The sequence below is a fragment of the Paenibacillus tepidiphilus genome, from assembly GCF_008635795.1.
GTDB lineage: Bacteria > Bacillota > Bacilli > Paenibacillales > Paenibacillaceae > Paenibacillus_AQ > Paenibacillus_AQ tepidiphilus.
In genome coordinates this window covers 109814-133417 of sequence record NZ_VWRQ01000016.1, presented here as the reverse complement: position 1 = coordinate 133417, position 23604 = coordinate 109814, and the positions used below count along the sequence as shown (strand labels likewise).

Annotated in this window: 8 protein-coding genes; all 8 read right to left on the bottom strand. The window is 58.5% G+C overall.

Annotated elements, in window-relative coordinates:
- Positions 1-24: 24 nt before the first annotated feature.
- The 8 genes from F1379_RS20030 to F1379_RS19995 are packed head-to-tail and all read right to left on the bottom strand — an operon-like array spanning position 25 to position 23600.
- Complete coding sequence (locus tag F1379_RS20030; RefSeq protein WP_150273117.1) at positions 25-1155, bottom strand: 2-oxo acid dehydrogenase subunit E2; 1131 nt, start codon at positions 1153-1155, stop codon at positions 25-27.
- 13 nt (positions 1156-1168) lie between these two features.
- Positions 1169-2197, bottom strand: coding sequence for an alpha-ketoacid dehydrogenase subunit beta (locus F1379_RS20025; protein ID WP_162551226.1), 1029 nt, complete (start codon positions 2195-2197; stop codon positions 1169-1171).
- Positions 2190-3113: a thiamine pyrophosphate-dependent dehydrogenase E1 component subunit alpha gene (locus F1379_RS20020; RefSeq protein WP_203457142.1), complete on the bottom strand. Its 924-nt coding sequence runs from the start codon at positions 3111-3113 to the stop codon at positions 2190-2192. Before F1379_RS20020 ends, F1379_RS20025 begins: the two co-directional genes overlap by 8 nt.
- Positions 3106-3345, bottom strand: coding sequence for an acyl carrier protein (locus F1379_RS20015; RefSeq protein ID WP_162551225.1), 240 nt, complete (start codon positions 3343-3345; stop codon positions 3106-3108). The genes F1379_RS20020 and F1379_RS20015 overlap by 8 nt, the downstream gene beginning before the upstream one ends.
- Positions 3346-3368: 23 nt before the next feature.
- Entirely contained in the window at positions 3369-5408 is a 2040-nt protein-coding gene (locus F1379_RS20010) for a condensation domain-containing protein (protein WP_162551224.1), read from the bottom strand.
- 22 nt (positions 5409-5430) lie between these two features.
- Positions 5431-15729 (bottom strand): non-ribosomal peptide synthetase, encoded by a 10299-nt coding sequence (locus F1379_RS20005; protein WP_150273107.1) that lies wholly within the window; start codon positions 15727-15729, stop codon positions 5431-5433.
- 17 nt (positions 15730-15746) lie between these two features.
- Positions 15747-20519: a non-ribosomal peptide synthetase gene (locus F1379_RS20000; protein WP_150273105.1), complete on the bottom strand. Its 4773-nt coding sequence runs from the start codon at positions 20517-20519 to the stop codon at positions 15747-15749.
- 51 nt (positions 20520-20570) lie between these two features.
- Complete coding sequence (locus tag F1379_RS19995) at positions 20571-23600, bottom strand: type I polyketide synthase (protein ID WP_150273103.1); 3030 nt, start codon at positions 23598-23600, stop codon at positions 20571-20573.
- Positions 23601-23604: the final 4 nt, after the last annotated feature.

Sequence of the window (23604 nt, the reverse complement as noted above, 5' to 3'; positions counted from 1 at the left end):
TTCTGTAATCGGGCAGTGCCTGCTTTAGGCCGGAAGAGCAGCCCCGAAATGCTCCAGCCGTTCCTTCAGCCGGGTCAGGAAGGCTACCGCATAGAAGCCGTTGACCACTCTGTGGTCATAGGCCAGCCCCAGATGCAGATAGCTCCGCTCGCTAACCTCCCCGTCCTTCAGTGCCAGCTCCTTCATTACACCGCCCACGGAGAGCATCCCGGTCTGGCCCGGCAGAATGATGGGCAGCACGCTTACGACATCCGGACTGGTGTTCAGGCTGACAGTGATGCAGCCGTCCGCCAGATCCTTCCCTTCGAAGCTGCCGCGCAGCGCCTTGTACTTGTATTCCGCCATAACTTCGGTTACACGCTCGATGCTGGCGAGATCCGCCTGGCGGATGACCGGAATATAGAGCCCCGTTCCAGCATCCAGCGTCACGCCGACATTGACCTCGGCCGCCGGAACGAAGGTCTCCTCATCCCGCAGGCTTCCGTACAGGAACGGGAACTCGTCCCGCAGCTCCGCCAGCAGGCCCGGCAGCACCTCGCCGAAGCCGACGAATTCATCCAGCCTGGCTCCCAGCTCCCGCATGCCGGCCAGCGCCTGGTCGCAGTACACCTTCATGAGCAGGAACGCCCGCGGGATCGTCTGGTACGATGCGGTCACCGTTCGGGCGACCTGCTTCTGATTCTTGGACAGCGGCATATGCTCCGGCGCCGCAAGCTCCCGCTGTTCCAGCAGTCCGGCCAGATCGCTGAGCTTGATCACCTTCTTGTTCAGGGAGGACAGCTCCTCCGCCGTGAACTGGTGAAGCTCTGCGAATGCTTTGGCCTGGTTGGAGAGCGTATACAGCGAAGCTGCGGACAGTACAGCGGCTTCGGCAGCGGCTGATTCGGCAGCCGCCGTTTCCTTGAACGCGTGCAGCTCCTCCAGGCTGGCGAAGATCAGGGCCAGCGTCTCACCGGTCTTCAATTCACTTTGCGCCTTGGCCAGCGGGTAGAAATAACCTGCCTCCTCAGCCTCGACATCAATGACCGCCTTGGAGGTCTCCAGGGTTGCCAGCAGATCTCCCGCCTTGACGGCGGTCTCCGCCGGGCAATGGATGTCCTGGACCGTACACTCCCCGTCATTGGCATTCAATTGCGGTATAATGACCTTTTGCACATGGAATCCCCCTTCACCGTACGGGCTGCGGCTTCATCAGCTCCCGCACGTTCTCAATGATATCCCGCTCTTCGATCAGCACATGCTGCTCATGATGAACCGAAGCCGGGATAATGCTGGTCTTCGAATGAAGCAGCCGGATGTCGCCGCCGCTTCCTCCAAGAAGATGAGGATACAATTGGACAGCCACTCCTTCGCCCCAGCTGCCTCCGCAGGTTCCTTCTTCGACAATCAGAATCCTGCCGGCCTGCACCGCATCCTCCAGAATGTCCTCGATCCTGCAAGGATACAGCTTTGAAGGAACGGCGATCTTGACCTCAATTTCATCTTCCAGGATCAGCTTCTCGGCAGCAGCCACGCACATGGCGGCCAGTCCGCCCGGACAAAGAATCAGCACCTCTGCCGCAGCCGTTTCCTCGATGGCGGCCAGCGCCCAGTTGTTCTCCTCCCCCTTCCAGGTGAAGCCGAACAGCTCACTGACGGTGCCATTCCTGTACATGTAATGGGAATAAATCATCTTTTCCTCGAAGAACATGCACGGCTGCTTCTCCTCCAGCATCCGCCGCAGCACGGCGTAATTATCGTGGAACGGAGACAGCTCGTAGACGCTCAGATTGGGAATGCCCATGAAATATTTCTGCATGCTCTGGCTGTGCGTCGCCCCGTAGCCCCGGTATCCGCCGTTGGCGCATCTGACGATCATCGGGAGCTCCAGCCTTCTGCCATACATCGTGACGGATTTGGAGGCGAAATTCAGCAAGGGATCAAACGCCAGCGCCGTGAAGTCGGAGAACATCATGTCCACGACCGGCTTTAGTCCCATCAGCGACATGCCGCTGGCCATGTTGACGAAGCCCTCCTCGCTGATTGGCGTGGCCAGCACACGCTCCGGGTATTCGGCAGACAGGCCCTTCGTAATCTTGAAGGCGCCGCCGTAAGGCTCATTCACATCCTCGCCGAGCACAATTACAGCTTCGTCCTCGGCCATCAGGCGGCGGAGGGCGCCGCGCAGATTGTCATTGATCCGCTCCTTGTCAGACATCGCTCCATACCGCCTCCTCTCTGCCCATGACATCATCCCGCAGTGACCGCATCCGCCCCCGGACCGCCTGCTCCAGCTCCAGAAACCGCTGGCCGCCGGCCGCCTTCATCCGGTTGTACCAATAGCGTTCCTGTACAGCCGCCAGCTCCTCAGCGGTGCGGGTGTCATCCCCTTTGCTGTGCGAAGCCACCCGGTCGGTGATAAACTCCAGCACCAGAGGCTTGCATGTCTTGCGTGCCTGAAGAATGCTCTCACCCACCTGTACCCGGACCGTTCCCGGGTCCCGGCTCTCAACGCGCATATAGTCAATGCCGAAGCCCCGCACACGGCCTTCGATGCTGCCGGCCATAGCACAGCTTTGCGGCGTGGACAAGGCGATGCCGTTATTCTCGACCACAATGATCAGCGGCAGCTGCCACAGGCCGGCGAAATTCAGGGCTTCATAAACACAGCCCCGGCCGAAGGTCCCTTCTCCGATGTACACGAATACAGCCTGCTCCTGCTTCTTATGCTTGTAGCTCCAGGCGATGCCGGCGCCCACCGCGATGCCTTCCGCTTGGACTCCTGTGGACAGGAACCGCTCCCGGTGGATATGCTGGCTGCCGCCGACGCCGCCGCATACGGCGCCCCGCCGGCCCGTCACTTCCGCCAGCAGTCCTTCAGCATCCTGATAGCGGGCCAGATAATGCCCGTGTCCACGGTGGTTGCTGACGACGTAATCCCCGTCAGTGATGAACGGATTTAAGGCAACCGGGATATACTCCTGCCCGATGCAGGTATGGGCGGTCCCTTTAATCAGCCCCTCCGCGAACAGCTCCAGCACCGTCAGCTCATATTCACGGATCAATAGCATGAGCTCCAGATCCTCATCGCTGGCCGCTTCGAACGGCAGTGCCTCCGCCATAGCCTTACTCAAAGGCTTCATCCCCCGTCCCTTTGCCCCTGAGGATCTGTTCGAAGGCGGCGTAGCTTCTGAGGCTCTTCATTTCCTTCATCGTGAACTTGATCTGGTACGCTTCCTCAACGCTTGTGATTAGCTCCACCTGCTTCAGGCTGGTCCATTCCGGCGCATTCTGCGGAGACAATTGTCCGTCGATTTCTCCCGCCGGAAGCTTCAGCACCTCCGCAACAATCTGCTTCAGTCTCATTTCCTCCGCCACCTCTTTCATGATCAGGAGGAAGCCTGCAGGCTCCGCTCCAGCATATTCAGGGCCAGCTCAGTACCCAGCGCGGTAAAATACTCCCGCAAGTAGGGGACATGTCCTTCCTCGTCCCCCAAGCCGTCGTTATACTCCGCCAGCCCGTATTTACGGGCAATGTCTTCGCCCTGCAGCACGGTGATATAGCGATTGCCGGCTGCCTTGCCTTCAATCTGCGCTTCCAGCCGGCCCACCTGCGCGCTAAGCTCCGGGTGGCCAAGCACCCGCGCAGAGGCCGGACACAGCACCAGCAGCAGCCGGGAACGGTGCTTGTTCACATGGCCGAGCAGACTGGAAATGAACCGGCCGGTATTCTCGGCAAGTACGGCCTCCAGACGCTGCGGCTGGAAGTCCATTCCCTGTATCCAGTCCTCCAGCCGCAGCAGCACAATTCCGATGCCGCCGCGCCGCTGCGCCAAGAGACTGCTCCCGTCGATCAGCTGCTGGAATACCTGGCTGTATGGCGCGAATTGCAGCTTCACGGGAACCGCAAATTGATCCATCCAATACTCCAGCGCTTCGGCGACCGGCTCGGATTCGAAAGAGGATACGAGGGTCAGTGCAAGCTTCTTGGGACTCAGCAGGCCGACCAGCTCTCCGATGCTGCGTTCCGGACCCGCAACAACACTCTCCAGGAGCAGCCGGAAATCCTCGATCATCCGGAGAATGGTCTCCCGGCTGAACAAATCGGTATTGTACTCGAAGCCGGCAGATATCCCCTCCCGCATTACTGTGGCATACAGCGAGAGATCGAATTGTGCCGTCTCTGCCGTGACCGGGATGACCTCGACGCTAATGCCGGGAATCGCCACATTCAGCATCGACTCCTCGGTCTGGACATACAGCACCTGGAAGAGCGGCGAATGCTGCATCTGCCGCGGCAAATTCAGGCCGCTCACCACCCGCTCAAAGGGAATCTCCGCATGGTTGAACGCCTCGATGCAGCTCCCCTTCACTTCCTCCAGCAGTCCGGCGAAGCTCATCGCATGCTCCAGCCGGCTGCGGATGACCACCGTGTTAATAAACAAGCCAATCAGCTTCTCCAGCTCCACCCGGCTCCGTCCCGCCACCGGCGTTCCGATGCATACCGTGTCATCCAGGCTGTAAGCATGCAGCAGCAGAGTCAGCACGGACAGCATAAGATGATAGACCGAGCTTTTATACCGCAGGGCGGTCTCGTTAATGGCTTGCGCCGTCTCCCGCTCAATGACGAAGTATTCCGTCCTGCCGCGGTAGGTCTGGACATCGCCGCGTCTGTAGTCATAGGGCAGTGAAATACAGGCCGGGACAGCCTGCAGCTTGCGCAGCCAGTAGTCCAGCTGAGCATCCAGCTCGCCGCTCTCAATCCGCTTGCGCTGCCATTCGGAATAATCGGCATACTGCACGGGAAGCGGACGGATATCCGCCTCCCCCTGCAGCAGTCCGGTGTAGACTTCGGCAATTTCCTGCATGATGACGCCGAAGGACCAGCCGTCGCAGACAATATGGTGCAGCGAGAGTGTCAGCACCACTTCTTCCTCCGACAGCCGGATCATCCGGAAGCGCCATAACGGTCCTACCGTCAAATCAAACGGCCGTCTGGCGATTTCGCGGTTGATCTCCTGGATTTTGTCCCGCTGCTCTCCGCTGTCGTAAGCCTGCAGGTCAGTCAGTTCAACCTGAAACCGCTCATAAGGCTTGAACATCTGGGAAGGAACATAGTCTACAGTATTGAATACCGTGCGGAGACTTTCATGCTTCTCCACCATCCGGTTGAGCGCTTCCTCCAGCAGATCGGTCCGCACCGCACCCTTGAGCAGATAGGATTGCGGAACATTGAATACACCGCCGTTCATCAATTGCTCCATGAACCATTGCCGCTGCTGGGAATAGGACTGGCTGAGGCTGCCCGCAGTCCGGTCAGCCCGCTCAATCGCCTGGCTCTGGGTCTGCTTCTGTCCCTTGGACTTGGCCATCAGCTCCAGCAGCTGTTCTCTGGATAAGGCTTTGATTTTCTCCTTTGTGTTCTCCATCATACGGCTCCTTACGGCTCTTTTATTTCATAAGCTCCTTCAGACGTTTGCGCTTCTCGCGCATGGCTTCCTTCCCGCTCTGCGCCTGCTCGCTGACCGCCGCCACCTCGGCGAAGCTGCCGGACGCCTCCTCCAGCACCTCGCACAGGCTGCGGATGGTCGGATATTTGAACATATCCACCACGGTCAGGCTGGTGCCGAAGCTTTCCCTGATCTGATAGTAGACCTGAAGGACCAGCAGCGAGTGGCCTCCGATATCGAAGAAATTATCGTTGACGCCGATATTGCCTGCGCCCAGAACGGCTTCCCAGATCTGCTTGACCTTCTTTTCCTTGTCGCTCGCGGCATCGGCATATTCAGTCAGCACATTCCGCCGGTTATTCTCCGGCTCGGGCAGCGCCTTGAGATCCAGCTTGCCGCTCGGCAGCAGCGGCATCTGCTCCAGTACAATAAAATGGGCAGGGATCATATAATCCTGCAGCGACTGCCGGACATGCTCGCGGAGGAGCGGAACGTACTCCCGGTTGTTTTTCCATTCCAGCGGATTGGTGAAGTAGAGGCTCTTGTCTCCGCTGAACCGCAGCATATGCGGCACCTCATAATGATAATAAGAGCTCTCGCCTGTGAATCTGTCCTTGCGCAGCAGCAGCAGCTGATAGTCGCCGTTCGCGGTATGACCGTTCCACAGCGGAAGGATGGCATAATCCCCACTATCTTCCGGGGCGCCGATCCATTGGAACAGCTCGTAGGTCTCCTCTCCGGTCCCGCGCCGATTCTTCAACCTGAAGGCTTCCGTATGGGCGGCGGATTCTGCTTCCAGTCGGGCTTTCAGCTCGCCCACAGTAGAGCCGTCCACCGCCGACGCCAGCAGTGCCTCCGCCCGGTTCTCGTATGCCAGCCGTTCAAGCGGGATGTGGTCGAGGAGGATTGCTTCATCATTGCGTCCTTTAAGAAGCTCCGGCAATCCGTATTCCGTCCCAAGCTCCCGGACGTCCAGCCGGACCAGGCTCTCCAGGCGGCGGGCTTCTCCGGTACCGATAACGACCTGATAGCGGAATCTGCTCATTTCATTGCCGTACCGGGTCTTTTTGGGCAGGACGGCAACATGGCGCACCCGCTCCTCGGTCTCCTTGAGACTAAGGAAATATTTAGAATCCACAAGCAGCTCGTTCTCATCGGCAACCGCAGTGCGGATTCGCTCCTGCAGCCCGGATATCGTCAGCTCATCCGAAGCTTTATAAAGCTCAACCGAAGTATGATAGCTCTGCAGCAAGGCCAGCGAGCGCACATCCCCGATAAACAGATGTCCGTCCGGGCTCAGCATACCGAGCAGGTTCTGCATCACCCGGTGCAAATAGTCGCCGTTCGGGAAATATTGAATGACCGAGTTGACGATAATGGTGTCGAACCGTTCCTCCTGCAATTCGTCCAGCTCGTCCGCCGCCTTCTGATAGAGCCGCACGTTCATCGCGTCATCGAGATGGCTTTCGATATAATCGAGGCCCACCCGGGACAGATCGACGCCGACATACTCCTCGCAGAGCGGGGCAATTTTGAACAGAATCATCCCGGTACCGCAGCCGACCTCCAGTACTTTCCGCGGCTTCAGCTCCTTGATGACATCCACGGAATCAGCCAGCCACTCCTCCATTTCCGCATGCGGAATGCTCTCGCCGGTATAGCTGCTGTTCCAGCTGACCGTATTCAGGCTGAAATCCCGGACCTCTTCCTCCTTGTTGTAGGCATGGTCGAAGACCGTCTCCCAGCGGTTCACCTGCTCTTTGCCGCCTTCCTCTGCGGCCTGCAGCTGGTAATGCTCCTCGCGGACAATGTAGGACACGATCCGCACATCATCTCCGCTTTCCCGGGCCAGCACCACGTTGTCCCTGACGGAAGGATGGCTCTGGATCACCTTCTCGATCTCGCCCAGCTCGACCCGCAGCCCTCTGATCTTGACCTGGTTGTCCGCCCGTCCGATAAAGCTGATGTTGCCGTCCGGGAGCAGCGTAACGATATCTCCGGTCTTGTACATCCGGGCGTTGGCGTATTTGCTGAACGGATTCGGGATGAACCGCTCTGCGGTTAACTCCTCCCGTTGGTAGTAGCCCCGGGCCAGATTGACGCCGGCGATGTACAGCTCCCCGCTCACGTTGTACGGCACGGGATTCATGAACCGGTCGAGCACGTACAGCTGCACATTGGCAATCGGCCGGCCAATCGGCACAATCTCCTTGTCCAGCGGCTCGCTGCAATCATAGTGGGACACTTCAACCGACGCTTCGGTCGGCCCGTACAGGTTGTGCATCTCCGCGTTCAATGTAGCGAAGAACTGCTCCTTGAGCCGGTAAGGCAAGGCCTCGCCGCTGCAGAAGACCTTCTTCAGACTGCCTGCCTGTCCCACGCCCGGGTGGTCCAGGAACAGCTTCAGAATGGACGGGACAAAGTGGCAGAAGGTAATCCCTTCATCCCGGATGACCTCAATCAGATAATCGACATCCTTATGCCCCTCTGGCCTTGCAATGACGAGGCAAGCGCCGGCGGTCGGCGCCCAGAAGATTTCGCTGCAGGACACATCGAAGGAGAATGGCGTCTTCTGCAGCTGCCGGTCGCCTTGCTGCATCCCGAACTTCCGCTGGCCCCACTGGATGCGGTTGCGGATGCCGCTGTGTACATTGACCGTACCCTTCGGCTTCCCGGTCGATCCGGAGGTATAGATCATATAAGCCGCATCCTGCCCGTCAACCTTGACGTCCGGGTTCTGGACGCTGTACAGCGCCAACTGCTCCTTATCCCGCAGATCAACCACCGTAATTCCTTCCGGCAGATTAACCTCCCCGGCGCAGGCCAGGACCAGCTTGACCTGTGAATCCTCAAGCACATAATCGACCCGTTCGCGCGGGTAAGTCGGGTCAATCGGTACATAGGCGGCCCCCGCCTTCAGAATGCCGTAGATGGCCGCGACCATCTCGATGGAGCGCTCCGCATAGACGCCCACGAAGTTCTCCCGCCCGATGCCCTGGGCCAGCAAATAGTGGGCAATCCGGTTCACCTGTTCATTCAGCTCCCGGTATGTCAGGCTGTTGCCTTCGAAGCTTACCGCCGGCGCATCCGGCCGCAGGGCCGCTTGCGCCTCGAAGCTTTCATGAATGAATAGGCCGGAGGTCAAAGACTCTTCCGTAGCATTCATGCCGTACAGGACTTCCTGAATCTCATGCTTGTCCATGAAGGTGAACTGCTTGACGTTCTGGGAAGGGTCACTGCACAGGCTGACCAGAATATTCTCCAGATGGCGCATCATCCGCGCCACCGTCTCCCGCTTGTAAATATCCGTGTTGTATTCGCACAGTGCATAGACCCCGTCCTCCAGCTCACGCATGGAGATCCAGAAATCGAACATCGCCGAATGGTTATCCGTCTCAATCCGGGAAATCTTCAGGCCCGGCAGCTGGAAATCCGGCAGCTCCTCGTTCTGCAAGGCGAACATCACCTGGAACAGCGGGTTGCGGCTGAGATCCCGTTCAAGGTCAAGCTCATCCACCAGCATCTCAAACGGCATATCCTGAGCGTCGTAGGATTCCAGCGCCGTCGCCTTGACCCGTTCAATCAGCTCCAGGAAGGAGAGATCGCCGGACAGATCACTCCGCAGCACCAGCGTGTTCACGAAGAACCCGATCGTATGCTCCGTCTCCTTGCGGGTCCGGTTCGCAATCGGCGTACCGATGGCGATATCATCCTGCCCGGTATACCGGGCCAGCAGCACATTGACGGCGGCCAGATAGATCATGAACGGCGTCGCTCCGGTCGTCTCTGCCAATTGGCCGACGCTTCGCATCAGCTCCGGGCTATAGTTGAAGAATTCCTTGCGCCCGTTGTAGGTCTGAATCTTCGGACGGTCGTAATCCGCCGGAATATCCAGGGTGGCCACATCCTGCAGCTTGTTCTTCCAATAGTCGAACTGGCGCTGCTTGACCTCCCCGGTGAACCAGCCCCGCTGCCAGGCAGCATAATCCGCGTATTGCCATTCCACCCGCGGCAGGCTATGCGGTCTTTGCTCCGCCAGCGCCTCATACAGCTGGACAAATTCCTCTACGAACACGCCCATCGACCAGCCGTCCGAGACAATATGATGCATCGTGAGGAAGATGATGTGCTCCTGCTCGGCGAACTTCAAGAGCCGGCAGCGGAGCAGCGGTCCATGCTCAAAGTCAAACCCTGCAGCCACCTCGCCATCCGCCAGCTTCTGCAGCAGCGCTTCCCGTTCCTCCGGCAGCACCGCAGTCAAATCCTGAATAGGAATCTCGACCTCACGGGCCTCATGCAGAATTTGCAGCACCTGTCCTTCCACATTGGCGAAGGTCGTCCGCAGCCCGTCGTGGCGCTTGACGATCTCGGTCACGGCCTGCCGCAGGCAGTCCACATTCAGCTTGCCCTCCAGCCTCACGGCTTCAAGGATGTTGTAAAAAGCACTCTCCTCATCATATTGGCGCAGGAACCATAATCTCTGCTGGGCATAGGATACCGGAATTCCCCGGCGCTTCTCTTCCTCGCCGAGCACTGCGACAGCCTCCTCGCCGACTGGCCCGGCCAGCTCCGCCAGCCGGCCGTCAATCACCCCGGCCAGCTCGCCGATCGTCGGATAATAGAACAGGTCATTGATGGCGAAGGGAACCTCATAGGCTTTTTTGATCCGTGAAACGACCTGCGTCGCCCGCAGGGAATGCCCGCCAAGCTCAAAGAAGTTATCGCCCGTGCCGATCCGCCGGATGCCCAGCACCTCGGACCAGATATCATGAATCACTTGCTCCGTCTCGCTGGCTGCCGCCGAATACCCTGCCTCCTCGTCGCTGTCCAGCGCACCGCTGCCGGAATCCGCCGAATAGACCTTTACCGTGCTAACGGCGCCGTAATCGTCGATCAGGCGGGCATTTTCCAGACGAAGCCCGCTTACCGGACCTTCCTGAAGCGAGATGGCCAGCGTTTCCGCCGCATACAGCTTCTCGGCGATCCGCGGCTTCATCTGCCGGTTATGCTCATCAATTCCGGCATAAATCAAGGCCCCGTCCATCCGGAGGGCCGCTTCGAACAGCAGCAGCCCGTCTTGCTCGCCGATGACATGCTGGCCGATGGATTCGCTCAGGATATTGATCGACTGCAGATTGCCCGCCGTCATCCCGATGTTGTCCCACATCGTCCAGGAGATACACTTGACCGGATAGCCCTCTACCTCGGCCGCATGCTGACAGAACATTTCCAGGAAGCTGTTGGCGGCAGAGTAAGCACTGAAGGTCGCGCTGCCCAGAAAGGAGGTTACCGAGGAAAAAGCGATCATGACCGCGTCTTTTCGCTCCTCAATGATCCGGAACAGGTTCTGTGTTCCATATACCTTCGCATCGAACTCTTCGGCAAAAGCCTCCCTGTCACCGGCGGCAATCCAGTACTTGTCGCGGTCATCCAGATGCCGCTGATAGCTGGAGTTCCCGGCCAGGTGAAGAATGCCGTCAACGGCAGCGCCGATCCGCTCTTCGTAAGCTCCGATTGCCGCCTGCAAAGCGGCAAGATCACAGACATCGGCCGGTGTATAGCTAACGCCCGCACCCAGTCCGGCAAGCTCGCGGTAACTCCGCACCCTGGCATCGTCCTCCGCAAGCAGGTCCAGCTCACTGCGGCCGACAATCAGCAGCTGGGCTGCATAATCCTCTATCAGCTTGCGGCAGATGACCGTGCCGATGCCGCCGAGTCCGCCCGTGACGACATAGTGTCCGCCCTGCTTAAGCTTCACGTTCGACTCGCCCGGCTGCAGCGGCAAATGCTTCAGCAATCCCGCCATCCGCCGGCCCCCCCGGTAGCTGATCTCCCGGCTGCCGGTCTCCCCGTGGCGGATTTCTTCCAGCACACACCGGGCATCCTGGAGCAGATCGCTTCCTTCCAGGTCCACCAGCGTACCGGCGAGACCTGTATTCTCCATCCGCAGCGCAGCCATGAAGCCGATCAGAGATGCATTGTACGCGTGCGTCTCTTTCCCGCTTACTCCCTGGTACACGTTCGAAGCACCCACAACCAGATGCGTAGAAGCGCATAATCCATGCTTCTCCAGAGCCTGAACCAGCGTCAGCAGGCTGTACACGCCGCGCTGGCTCTGTCCCGCAAGCTCCATCCGCCCGGAGGACGCCGGCTCATAGCCGGCCAGATACAGCATATGTCTGGGGGTCCACCCAATCTCGCGCAAATGAGTAAACAGGGCATCGCAGCCGGCCGGACTTGTATAATCGCAGCCAATATCGCCGGAGCTCTCCAGGCTGAACCTCTCCGCGCGGGTAACAGTGATCACCCGGCCCATGGCCTCCTGCCCGGTCAGGCCGGCGAACTCCCGCGCCAATCCGGCATCGTCGGCGAACACAAGGAACGTGGCCGCAGACAAGTCCTGCGGTTCATGCCGGAAGCCGAGCGGCTGCCAGACTCTGCCGAAGGTCCAGGGCTTCACGGTGTTGATATCTCTCAGCAGTTCAACTTGCCGCAATACGGGATCATACTTGCCTTCCAGCAGTGAATCGCGGAGCAGGATGCGCTGGATTTTGCCGATGGCCGTTTTGGGAATATCCTTTTTGGGCAGAGGCACGATGTATTCAATGACCACGCCGATTTTAGCTGTGATGGCCCGCTGCATCTCTTTCATCACCTTGCGGAGCTGCGGAGCATCCATGGAGGACGGATGAAAGAAGACGGCCAATTGTTCCGTCTGCGCACCGGCCGGTTTGACGGTGACCGCAGCGGTATAAGAGACCTCCACCCCGCTGATTTCCTCCAGCACGGCTTCAATGTCGGAGTTGTTGTAATTGACCCCATTGATGATGATGATATCCTTGGCTCTGCCGGTGATGGTCAGGCCGCGGTCCGAAATCATCCCGAGATCGCCCGTATCGAACCAGCCGTCCCGCGTAAATGCTTCCGCATTGGCTTTGGCATTGTTATAGTAGCCGGGTGTAACGGCCAGGCCCCTGATCTGGAACCGCCCTTCCGTATAGAGCGGCAACAGCTCGTCCTGCGCATCCACCACCCGCACCATATGCCCGCCCAGCGGATAACCGACAGACACCCGGGTGTCCTCAGGCTTCACCAGCCCATCTGCAAAATCGCGGGAATAGATGATCCCGGAGCACGTCTCGGACATCCCGAAGCAGGGCTTCATCGCCGCTTTGTCCAGTCCGTACGGCTGCATTAACTCAATGAATTTGAGCGCGGTTCTGGCGACAACCACTTCACCGCCGTTGGTGATCACCCGGAGCCGGGAGAGATCAAGCTGCAGCGACTTCAGTTCATGCTCATGGCTGTTGATCAGGTTATAGGCGAAGTTCGGCGCCCAGGTGTTGGTGACCCGGTATTCGCTCATAATCGTCAGCCAGCGCAGCGGCGATTCCAGAATATAATTGACCGGCGCGAGAATCTCGTTGCAGTGCAGATAGACGTCCCGGACATTGCACATCACTGTGCCGCCGACATGATCCATCGGCATCCAGTTGAAGGTGACCTCCTCCGGTCCGAAGCCGTTGCCGCTCACGCCAGCGATGGTCCGGCAGATCAGGTTGCGGTGCGACTGCATCACCGCTTTGGGCATGCCGGTGCTGCCCGAGGTCAGCAGCAGCAGCGCGAGGTCATCCGGCTTCACCTCGTAAGCCGCATGGCCCGGGTTCAAGGCCGGACTGCTGCGCAGCGCTTCGGCAGCGAATACGTTCAGTTCATCGGCTTCGCCCAGCACGGCGGGCACGCCGCGTACACCGGACGCAAGCCGAGCGTCTGTAACGATGACAGGCCGTTCAAGCATCTTCCAGGCGTTGTACAGCTTGCGCACAGCCGCATTGTCATCGTGATAGGAAGCGGCCACCGTCACGGGAACCCCGATCAATCCGCCCAGCATACAAGCCCAGAAGGTGGTGACATAATTTCGGTTGTCGTCCATCTGGTAGATGACCTTGTCGCCCGGCTTTAGACCCTCTAAACTCAGTCCGGCCAGGATAGCCTGCGCTTCTTCATAAATCTGGCGGTATGGTGCAAAGGTTACGCTTCCGTCATACCCGATAAAGCGGATGCCATATCCTTCGGGAGCGTGCCCGGCCGCACGCTTGATGTAGTGCCCCAGATCAAATACCGTATCCTCCGGGATCGCCAGCTCTTCCCCGGAGATAAGCGACAGCGCGCGCTCATTATCGCCGCTCTCCCATTGCCCGCCCATTTCCGTGTTCTGTATGTTCCCTGCTTGGCCGCTGCCCTTGCCGATGAAGGAATAGTGCTCCGCGAGTTCGGAGATATGCACCTTGTCCCGGTGCGGCTTAACGGCTCTGCGGACAAAACGTGCAGACAGGGAGGCTTCCCCCGCAGCCGTCTCTGTACTCAGCATGCTGCTCCAGCGCCCGAGCAGGTTGTCATTAATGACCTCCAGCTTCAGCAGCTCACCGAGCTTGACCGGTCCGCTTGCAGAATAGGGAATCGCCGACACATGGACGAGATCGGCCAGACCGGTGCAGGTCTCCATGCTGATGTCCAGCCACTCTGCAGTCCGGTTCAGCAGGGCGCTTCTAACCGTCTGAGACCTGTCTTCATAACCGGTCTGCACATCTCCCAGACCGTCAGTCACAGGCTCCACATAATACATGACCAGCCGGGAATCGCCCTCCAGGTTGTAGCGGTGGACCAGCTTTATATCCTCCGCCAGCCCGTCTTCCAGCAGCTGCTGCTCCAGCCTGGTCAGGTCCCGGTCGCTTGCGCCGATTCTCATGCTCGTACTGAGCGTTTCATGGATTTGCAGCGTGCCATCCTGGCGGAGCCGCCCAATATATCCGGTGTCCTGCGCCTCATCCGCTGACGCTTGAACGATCCTGCCGTAGAATCCGTCCGGCAGCGCATGTCCTTCCGTATCTACAATCCGGATGCTCCGGAAATCAGCCGCTGCCAGGTCGCTGCAAGGCTCATTGCGGAGATTCACCACCGCAGTCGCAACTCTATAAACCTCCGCCGATTCTTCTATTAGCGTTACGGCTTGTACAGGCTCAAGAAGCTTATGAATGATTTCCTGAAGCAGCACCAGGTAGCTCTGCTGGAACTGCCCGATGAGCTCGTCGCTGAAGCAGGCGGAATTGTAGACGGTCTCTACGCAGATGCCGTCATCCGGCTTGATGACCCAGGCGAGCGGATAATTGATTTCTTCGCGCAGCTCCAGACCGGTAATGCTGAAATCCGTAATATTCTTATAGGCCTCCGCATTGGCATAGTTCTCGTATACAAACAGACTCTGGAACAGTTGCGGGAGATTGCAGGCACTGCCGATGTCAGCCAGCGAGATGTATTCGTGGCGGCTGCGGCTGACCTGCGCCTCTCTCAGCTGCTCCAGACCATCCAGAAGTGTTACATCGCGCTTCAGCCGGACCCGGACAGGAACCGTGTTTATGAACAGTCCCACTGCTTCTTCAATCCCCGGAATATCCATAGGTCTTCCAGATACTGTCGTGCCGTAGACTACATCGTCCGTTCCGCTATATTTGCCGATCAGCAGGGCGTAGGCCAGATTGTAAATCTGGAAGGAGGTCAAGCCATGCTGTTTGGCCGCCGCCTCGATGTCTGCGTACAGTCCGGCGGACAGCCGCAGCGATTGCTTCCGGTTCTCTCCGCCCTGCTCACCGGGCAGCTCCTCCGTAAGCTGGATCACTTCTTCAAAGCCTTCCAGCTGCTCCTTCCAGTACCTCAGCGTCGCCCGGTGATCCTGCTTCTGCACCCACTGGATGTAGGCTTTGAACGATTGCCGGTTATCCGCAGCCGGAGTCCGGCCTTCGCGGAGTTCCTTGTACTGCTCCAGCATCTTGCCCAGCACCAGCGGCAGCGACCAGCCATCCATCACAATATGATGGAAGCTCCAGACGAAATAACTGCTGCTGTCCGTAATCCGGATCAGGGCAAACCGCATCAGCGGCGCTTCGCCGAGATCAAAGCCGAGACTCCGGTCATTCTCCAAAAAGCTCCGGTAGGACCGCTCCTGCTCCTCCGGCGGCAGATGGCGCCAGTCGTACTGGATATACCGGCAGCCGCATTCCTTAAGCACCACCTGCATCGGCTTTTTGAGCCCTTCCCACATGAAGGCGGTGCGCAGTGCCGGATTGCCGTCAATGACGCGCTGCCAGGCCTGCCAGAAGCAATCGGCGTGAAGCTCTCCGTTCAATATGCAGGAAAACTGCTCAAGATACATGCTGGCACTTGCGCTTTTCAGGCTGTGGAACAGCATGCCTTCCTGCATCGTCGATAATCCGTATATATCTGAAACATTCCCCTTATTCATCTTGTTCCCTCCGGCCTTCAGTTGAACTTCGCCAAAATCATATCCAGATCTTCCATATCCACACCCAAGAAATCAGCGGCGGAAAGGCCGTCGTCCCCGGAATTCAGGCAGTAGTCTACAGCTTCAAGCAGAATCCGCATGAAATCACCGGTCTCCCGGGCAGTCTGCTCTGCCGAGTGCAAAATGCGGTTGTATACCCACTCGAAGGTCAGCTTGCTCTCCAGTACATACGCGTTGACTTCCAGCAGACTGACTCGCCCGTTGCCTGCTCCGCGGGTATGCAGCGTCTCGCCGCCCAATACCCGGAAGCCGGCACCCTTCAGCCGCTCATTGTCAAGAACGCCCATATAGTTGAAGATCACCGGGACCGTTCCCGGAGGGTAATCGCCGAGCAAATACTCGAACTTGCGTTTTCGGGCATCGGCCAAAGCGTCCTTGACTCTTTTGAGCGCAACGCCCAGATCCCCCGGCGGACCCTCCGGCACAATTAACGGATACCACTCGGTGAACCAGCCTGCCGTCCGCGACAGATCTACCTCATCAATCAGCAGATCCCGGCCATGGCTCTCCGTAAAAATAACCTGCCCACCGCCCCGCTTGCGCAGATGCACGGCCAAAGCGGCCATCATCAGCTCGTCGGGCTTGATGCTGAAATGCTTCGGCACCTCCTGAAGCAGCCTGGAGGTGTCCTCGCAGGATAAAGTGAATACCGCGGAAGCAGCCTGCTCTTCGCAGTTAGGCTGCTTCGGGCATTCCAGGATGGCGCGGGCCACTGCCGGATACTCCCGTTTCCATTCGTTCGTCTTCACTGCAGCTTCAAAGCTTCCGGCGTAGGCTGCGGCTGCGGTGCTCCAGGCGGGGAAGGACGCCGTTTTGCGGCGCGGCATCACTTCATCTCCCGCCAGCAGCGTCCGGTAGAAGACGAACAGGTCTTCAATGATGATCCGCAGCGATACCGCATCGCAGACGAGGTGATGTGCGGTCAGTACCAGCCTCTCCCGCGCACCGGGGCTCTGTACCAGCAGCCCCTTGAACACAATGCCTGCTTCAAGGCTCAGCGACTTCTGCAGATCTATGACCGCCTGCGGGAACAGCTTATTATTCAGGCCTTCAACACCTTCCGGAAGTTCCACTGCCTCCAGCCGCCGCATGACAGCCATCGGCAGAATTTCGGCGTAGGGCTTGCCATCCTTGCCATCCTTGCCTTCCTTGCCGTCCTCTCCGGCCCGCATCCGGGTCCGCAGCACGTCATGCTGACGGCACACTTCATTTAGGGCGGCATCGAGTATATCCGGATTACAAGGCTCCTCAAGCTCAAGGCAGACGGACTGGTTCCAGTGGTTGTACTCCGCAAAGCTATTGCCGAAGAACCAGCGCTGAATCGGCGTCAATGGATAGACGCCCGCAATCTCGCCCTGCTCGGAATCCTGCGTCCCGGTCTTCCCGGCATGCAGCGCCATCCGCTCGATACACTTGTCCTCGTAGAAAGACTTAAGCTCGATCTTCAGGCCCTCTCCGGCGGCTCTGGCAATGACCTGCATGCTGATGATGGAGTCTCCGCCGATTTCAAAGAAGGGGTCCTTCACGCTTACCTTCTCCAGGCCAAGCAGTTCGCTCCATATGCGGGCCAGCTTGCGTTCGTTCTCGGTCGTCGGCTCCGCATACCCGCTGCCCGGCTCCAGCTTCCGGGCGCCTGCCGCCAGCCTGGCGGTGTCGGTCTTGCCGCTCAGATTCAGCGGAATGGAATCGACTATATAGTAGCTGGCCGGAATCATGTAGGCCGGCAGCGTCTCGGCCAGGTGCGCCTTGAGCTCCTGAATCGTCACTGCGCTGTCTGTCACCAGATAAGCTGCAAGCGTTGCATTGCCATTGGCATCACTCTGCGCCAGAACAACAGAGTCATTAACCTTGTTATATGAAATCAGCTTACTTTCAATTTCACCCAGCTCAATCCGGTGTCCCCGGATCTTGACCTGCCCGTCCATACGGCCGGTAAAAGCAATATTCCCGTCCTCCAGCCAGCTGGCATAGTCACCGGTGCGGTACAGCCTCCCCGGTCCAAACGGGTTGCCGGTAAATCTCTCCGCCGTCAGCTCCGGACGGTTCATATAGCCCCGGGCCAGACCTACGCCTGCTACGCACAGCTCGCCGACCATTCCGGTGCCGCACAAGGTTTCGCCGTCCATAATATAGATTTGTGTATTGCGGATCGGTCTGCCGATCGGAATCTTATCCGGGACGGCGGAGGTCCGGTCATAGAACCAGTCTGAGGCGCAGACCGTCGTCTCCGACGGGCCATAGGCATTGTAGTAGCTGAGCCCTTCACCCAATCGCTCCACCATAGCGGCGCTTGCTTCCGAGCCGGCTGTAATCAGCAGCCTGAACCCCAGCTTCCGGCCCGCGACTTCATTCCAGAACGGCGGCGGCAGCGTAGCAACAGTGACCCCATGTCTCCGCACCTCCTGCTCGAACCGGTCTGGATCGAGCGCCGTTTCCTTGGTTATAATGCAGAGCTGCGCTCCCGTCAGCAGCCCCATCACCAGCTCCCATACCGAAGCATCGAACACCAGATTGGCGAACTGCAGCACAACATCGTCCCCGGTAATTCCGTACTCTTCGGCAAAATAATCCCGCAAGTTCGCGATGCCAGTATGCTCCACCATCACACCCTTCGGCTGCCCGGTCGTCCCTGAGGTGTAAATAAGATAGGCAAGATTGTCCGGCGTGCTGTGTTCCTCCGGATTCTCGGCAGACTCCGCCAGAATCACCGGATCATCGATGGCTACGGCTGGAATCTCTATCCCTTCCGGAACCGCCGGATCATTGCCGGCTCCCGCCCTGGCACTGGCCGCAATTTCATCCGGAACCGCCGGATCGCCGGTCTCTACGGCTTGAGCCGCGGTCCCCACCGGGCTGCTCCCCGCCGCCGCTGTAATAATCAGTGCGGCTCCGCTGTCGGCCAGCATATACTTGATGCGCTCCGGCGGATAACTCCGGTCCAGCGCCATAAACGCGCCGCCTGCCTTGGTCACGCCAAGCACGGCAATGAGCGCGGCAATGGACTTGTCCAGCAGGATGCCGACAATAGATTCGGGACCAATGCCGCTTTTCCTTAAATAATGGGCCAGCCGGTTGCTTCGGCGGTTGAGTTCTCCGTAAGTGATGCTCTCTTCCCCGCAGACGGCAGCCGGCTCTTCGCTTCGGCGGGCAGCCTGCGCTTCGAACAGGCTCTTCAGGGTCTCCGGCCGGTAGCCGCTTACCGGAGAGTTGAACCGGTGCAGGATCTGCTCCTTCTCTGCAGACGTAATCATCTCTACCGCCCGTACCGGCAGATCGGCATCCTTGGCAATGACTTCAAGAATCTGCAGATAATAGTCTCTAAGACTCTCCATGCGGTGGCGCGAGAACTTGCCTGACTTGTATTCTATCCAGGCACTTAGCCCCTCCGCCGTATCGTTGATCTCCAGCGCCAGATCCACCTTGGCGGTCTTCAGATCCAGCTCGGCAAAATCAATGCCGAAATGAGGCAGCGCAATATCCTTCAGCGCGTCGCTCTCATAGCTGAATACGACCTGATAGACCGGTGTCGAGTACAGGTCCCGTTCTACCTGCAGCTCCTCGACAATGCGGTCGAACGGAATATTCTGATGCGCCAGCGCCGCCAGCACATGGGCCTGCTCTGCTTGAATGTACTGAAACAGTGTCTGCTCCTCACCAAGCTTGCTGCGTACCGGCAGCATGTTCAGGAAGCAGCCCACGATGCCCTGCCATTCCGCTTCATTTCTCCCGGCCACAGGCACTCCGACAATGACATCATCCTGGCGTACAACCTTGTGCAGCATAATCTTGAGCGCACTCAGGTACAGCACAAACGGCGTCACGCCCTGCCGTTTCGCGGCGGCCTCCAGCCGCTGCTTGAGTCCCCGGCCGACAGCGAATTCTACGCGGTCACCACGGTACTCCAGCCCTGTTCCCGCAGGATAATCCGCCGGAATGGCACAGGTCATATTGCTGCCGGCCAGATGCTCCTGCCAGAACCGCAGCTCCTGATCGAAATCGCCGCCCGTGATCCGCTGATTCATATGCACCGCATAATCGTAATATTGAAGGTCCGCGTCACCTGGCGGTACACTGCTGCGCCCCGAGGCCAGACGTTCATAGGATTCCAGCATTTCTTTGATCAGAATACCGCTGGAGTATCCGTCGGATACCATATGATGCCAGACAATTTGTCCGATCCACTCGCCGGGTCCAAACTTGTATACAATCAGCCGGATCAGCCGTCCGGCGGACAGAACGAACGGCCGGAGCCCTTCTTCAATCATCATCGCCCGGAATTCTCCGGAGGCTATGGATAGCCCGGTAGCTTCGCAATCGTAGAACGAATAGCTCTCTTCGCCGGAGTCATCGGTCAATTCCGCCTGAAGCGCTCCCTGCACCTCCGTAAATCTGGAGCGCAGCGCCTCATGGCGGGTAATCAGCTGCTGAAAGGCGGCCTTCAGCAGCTCCGGCTGCAGTTTTCCCTGAAAATGCACATACCCGGACAGATTATAAGCAGTGGACTGGTCGTAGAGCTGCTCTACGTACCAGAACTTTTTCTGCATAAACGTGCAGGGTAACGAAGTCATCCCGGCGGCTCTTTTCCGGGGCTTGGCCAATTCCCGTTCCTGCAAAAGGGCCTTTCTTTTCTGCTCCTGCTGTGCCTTCAGCAGATTGTCCAGCAGCAGCCTTTTGGATTCCGACAACGCCTGGACCCGGGTCGTCAGGTCCTCCTTCTCATGGTCACGCATGGCAGCACACCTCGGTATCAGAACATTTTTTCATGATTATAAGCTTCGGCTTCAGTCCGCGATCATGCTTAAATCCAGACTGGCCGACAGCGCTTCGAGCACAAGCTCGGACACATCCTTCACCGTCGGCGCCTCCATAAACTGCTGCAGCTGCAGCTCCGTTCCGTACAGCTCCTTGATTCGGAGAATGACCTGTGTAATCATCAGCGAGTGGCCTCCGAGCTCGAAGAAATTGTCGTGAATGCCGATCGGCGTAATTCCCATAATCTCCTGCAGCAGCTCCGCAATACTCTCTTCAATGGCATCGGTCGGCGCAGCGTAATCGACGGACAGGTCCGGGCGGTTGTAGTTCGTCTCCTGGGCGGCCCCGGCTTCCGCTATGAAGCTGGAAGTCTCCTCGATCCGTTCCTCCACCGTCCGTTTGCTGCCCGGCATAATCCAGTGGCGTTTCTTCTCGAAGGGGTACGCGGGAAGCGGCACTCTGAACAATACCTCTTCCGCGTAATAATTGGACCAGTTCAGCTCCAGGCCGTTCACCCAGATTTTGCGCACAAAATCCAGCATGAACCTGTTATCGTCTCCCGTATGGTTAACGTCGCGCAGCACCTGGTACAGCTGACAGTCCCCGTAGCCCTGCAGGTTATCCTGCATGAATACCGACAGGGTCTTGCCCGGACCCACCTCGATATAATGCTTGTAGTCCAGGCGGGCAAGCTGGATGGCGGCATCCTTGAACCGGACGGTGCCGGTCATATGCCGGACCCAGTAATTCACATCGGTGGCTTCCTCCGGCTTCAGCCATTCCCCGGTCACATTAGACATCATCGGCAGAGAGGGCGGGTTCAGCCGGACCGTCTTCAGCACGGCAGTCATCGCTTCCACGGCATCGCGCATCATATAGGAATGAAATGCGTGCGAGGTGTGCAGAATCCGGCAATCCGCCTGGTCCTGCACCTGCTCCATCACTTTCTGCAGGGCTTCGCGTTCTCCGGCCAGCACGATCCGCCGCTCCGCATTGACGAGTGCAAGCGAGACTTTGTCGCCGACGTAGGCCATCGCCTCTTGCTCTGTCATATTTACATAGAGCATATCGCCTCTGGGCATAGACTGAATGATTCTGCCGCGCAGCAGCACAACCTTCAGCGCATCCTCCAGGGAGAACACCCCGGCCAGACAAGCGGCCGTGTACTCTCCGATGCTGTGGCCCAGCATGGCTTTGGGGAATATCCCCCAGTGCAGCAGCTGCTTCGCCAGGCAATATTCCACCGCAAAGACAGCGATTTGGGTATGCTGCGTCTCCGCCAGGCGCTCACCGCTCCCGGCAAGCTCCGGATCTGCAAACAGAATATCGCGCAACTCATAGTCATACTGCTGCTTGAGAATGGACAAGCACTTATCCATTTCCCGGCGGAATACGGATTTCGTCCGGTAGAGCTCCTTGGCCATACCGGGATATTGCGCCCCTTGGCCCGGGAACAGGAAGACCGTCTCCTTGACATGCTCCTTCGCGTTTCTGGTGCCGGGCAGACCCTTCTCCAGCTTCGCCATCAGCTCTTCTCTGCTGGTACAGACCAGCCCCCCGCGGTAAGCAAACCGCTTGCGGCCGATATTCAGGGTGTACAGCACATTGCGGAAGTCTTCATCTTCGTGGGTCCGCAGATGCTGCAGCAAATCTGCTGCCTTTTGCTCATAAGCGGCCTGGCTCCGGGCCGACAGCAGCAGCAGATGGGCATCCTCATTACTCCGGGTTTCCCGGGTTTCGACAGCTTCCTCCAGCACGACATGCACATTGGTGCCTCCGATGCCGAACGAGCTGACACCCGCCCGTCTTACCCCGCATTCCGGCTCCCAGCCGGTCAATGCCGTGTTCACATAGAACGGCGAATCTTTCAGCTCAATATTGGGATTAAGCTCGCTGAAATTGATGGAAGGCACCAGCTGCTTGTGCTGGAGCATCAGAGCCGTCTTGATCAGGCCGGCCGCACCGGCCGCGGCATCAAGATGTCCGATGTTGGCTTTCACCGCACCCAGCGCGCAAAAGCCGGTCTTGTCGGTCGCCTTGCGGAACGCTTCGGTCAGCGCCTGCACCTCAATCGGGTCGCCCATCGGCGTTGCCGTTCCATGAGCCTCGATATAGGTGATCGTCTCCTCCTCGACCTCGCTGAGCACCTGCGCGCTCTTGATCGCATTGCGTTCCCCCTTGACGCTCGGGGCGGAATAGCCGACCTTATCGGCCCCGTCGTTGTTGAAGGCCGCCCCTTTGATAACAGCGACAATGTGGTCTCTGTCGGCCACCGCGTCCTCCAGTCTTTTCAGCAGGACCATTCCCACCCCGCTGCCTGCCAGAGTGCCTGTGCCGTTCTTGTCGAACGGGCGGCAGTGCCCGTCCTGCGCCAAGACCTCACCCTGCAAATATAAGTATCCGGTCTCCTGCGGGACTTCCAGCGTGCAGCCCCCGGCAATAGCCATATCGCACTGATAATTGAGCAGCGACTGGCAGGCCAGGGTTACCGCCGTCAGTGAAGTCGAGCAGGCTGTCTGCACATTCAGGCTCGGGCCCTTCAGATTCAATTTGTAGGAGATCATCGTTGAAGCGAAATTGACGTCGTTACCCAGCCAGATCTGTCTGATCTCCGGCGTAGCGTCCAAATCCATGGCAGACATAATATTCTTGAGCAGATACTTGCTGGTGCCCGAGCCAACGTAAGCGCCGATGCTGCCGCCGAAGGTCTCGGGGTTATAGCCTGCGCTTTCCAGGAGCCGCCAGGCGCTCTCCAGCAGCAGCCGCTGCTGCGGGTCCATCAGCGCCGCTTCGCGCGGCGTGAACCCGAAGAAGCCGGCATCGAACTGCTCAATCCCCTTAATGGCGAAGCCCTGCTTCACATAATCGGGATGATGGATCAAGGATTCAGGCACACCGGCCGCCAGCAGCTCCTCGTCCGTGTAATAGGTCAGCGCCTCTACCCCGCCGCACAGGTTGTTCCAGAACTGTGCCACATTGTCTGCACCGGGAACCCGGCAATCCATGCCGATGATGGCGATGTCCAGATCCCGCAGCTCACTACCTTCTGAAATTCTCATTTTC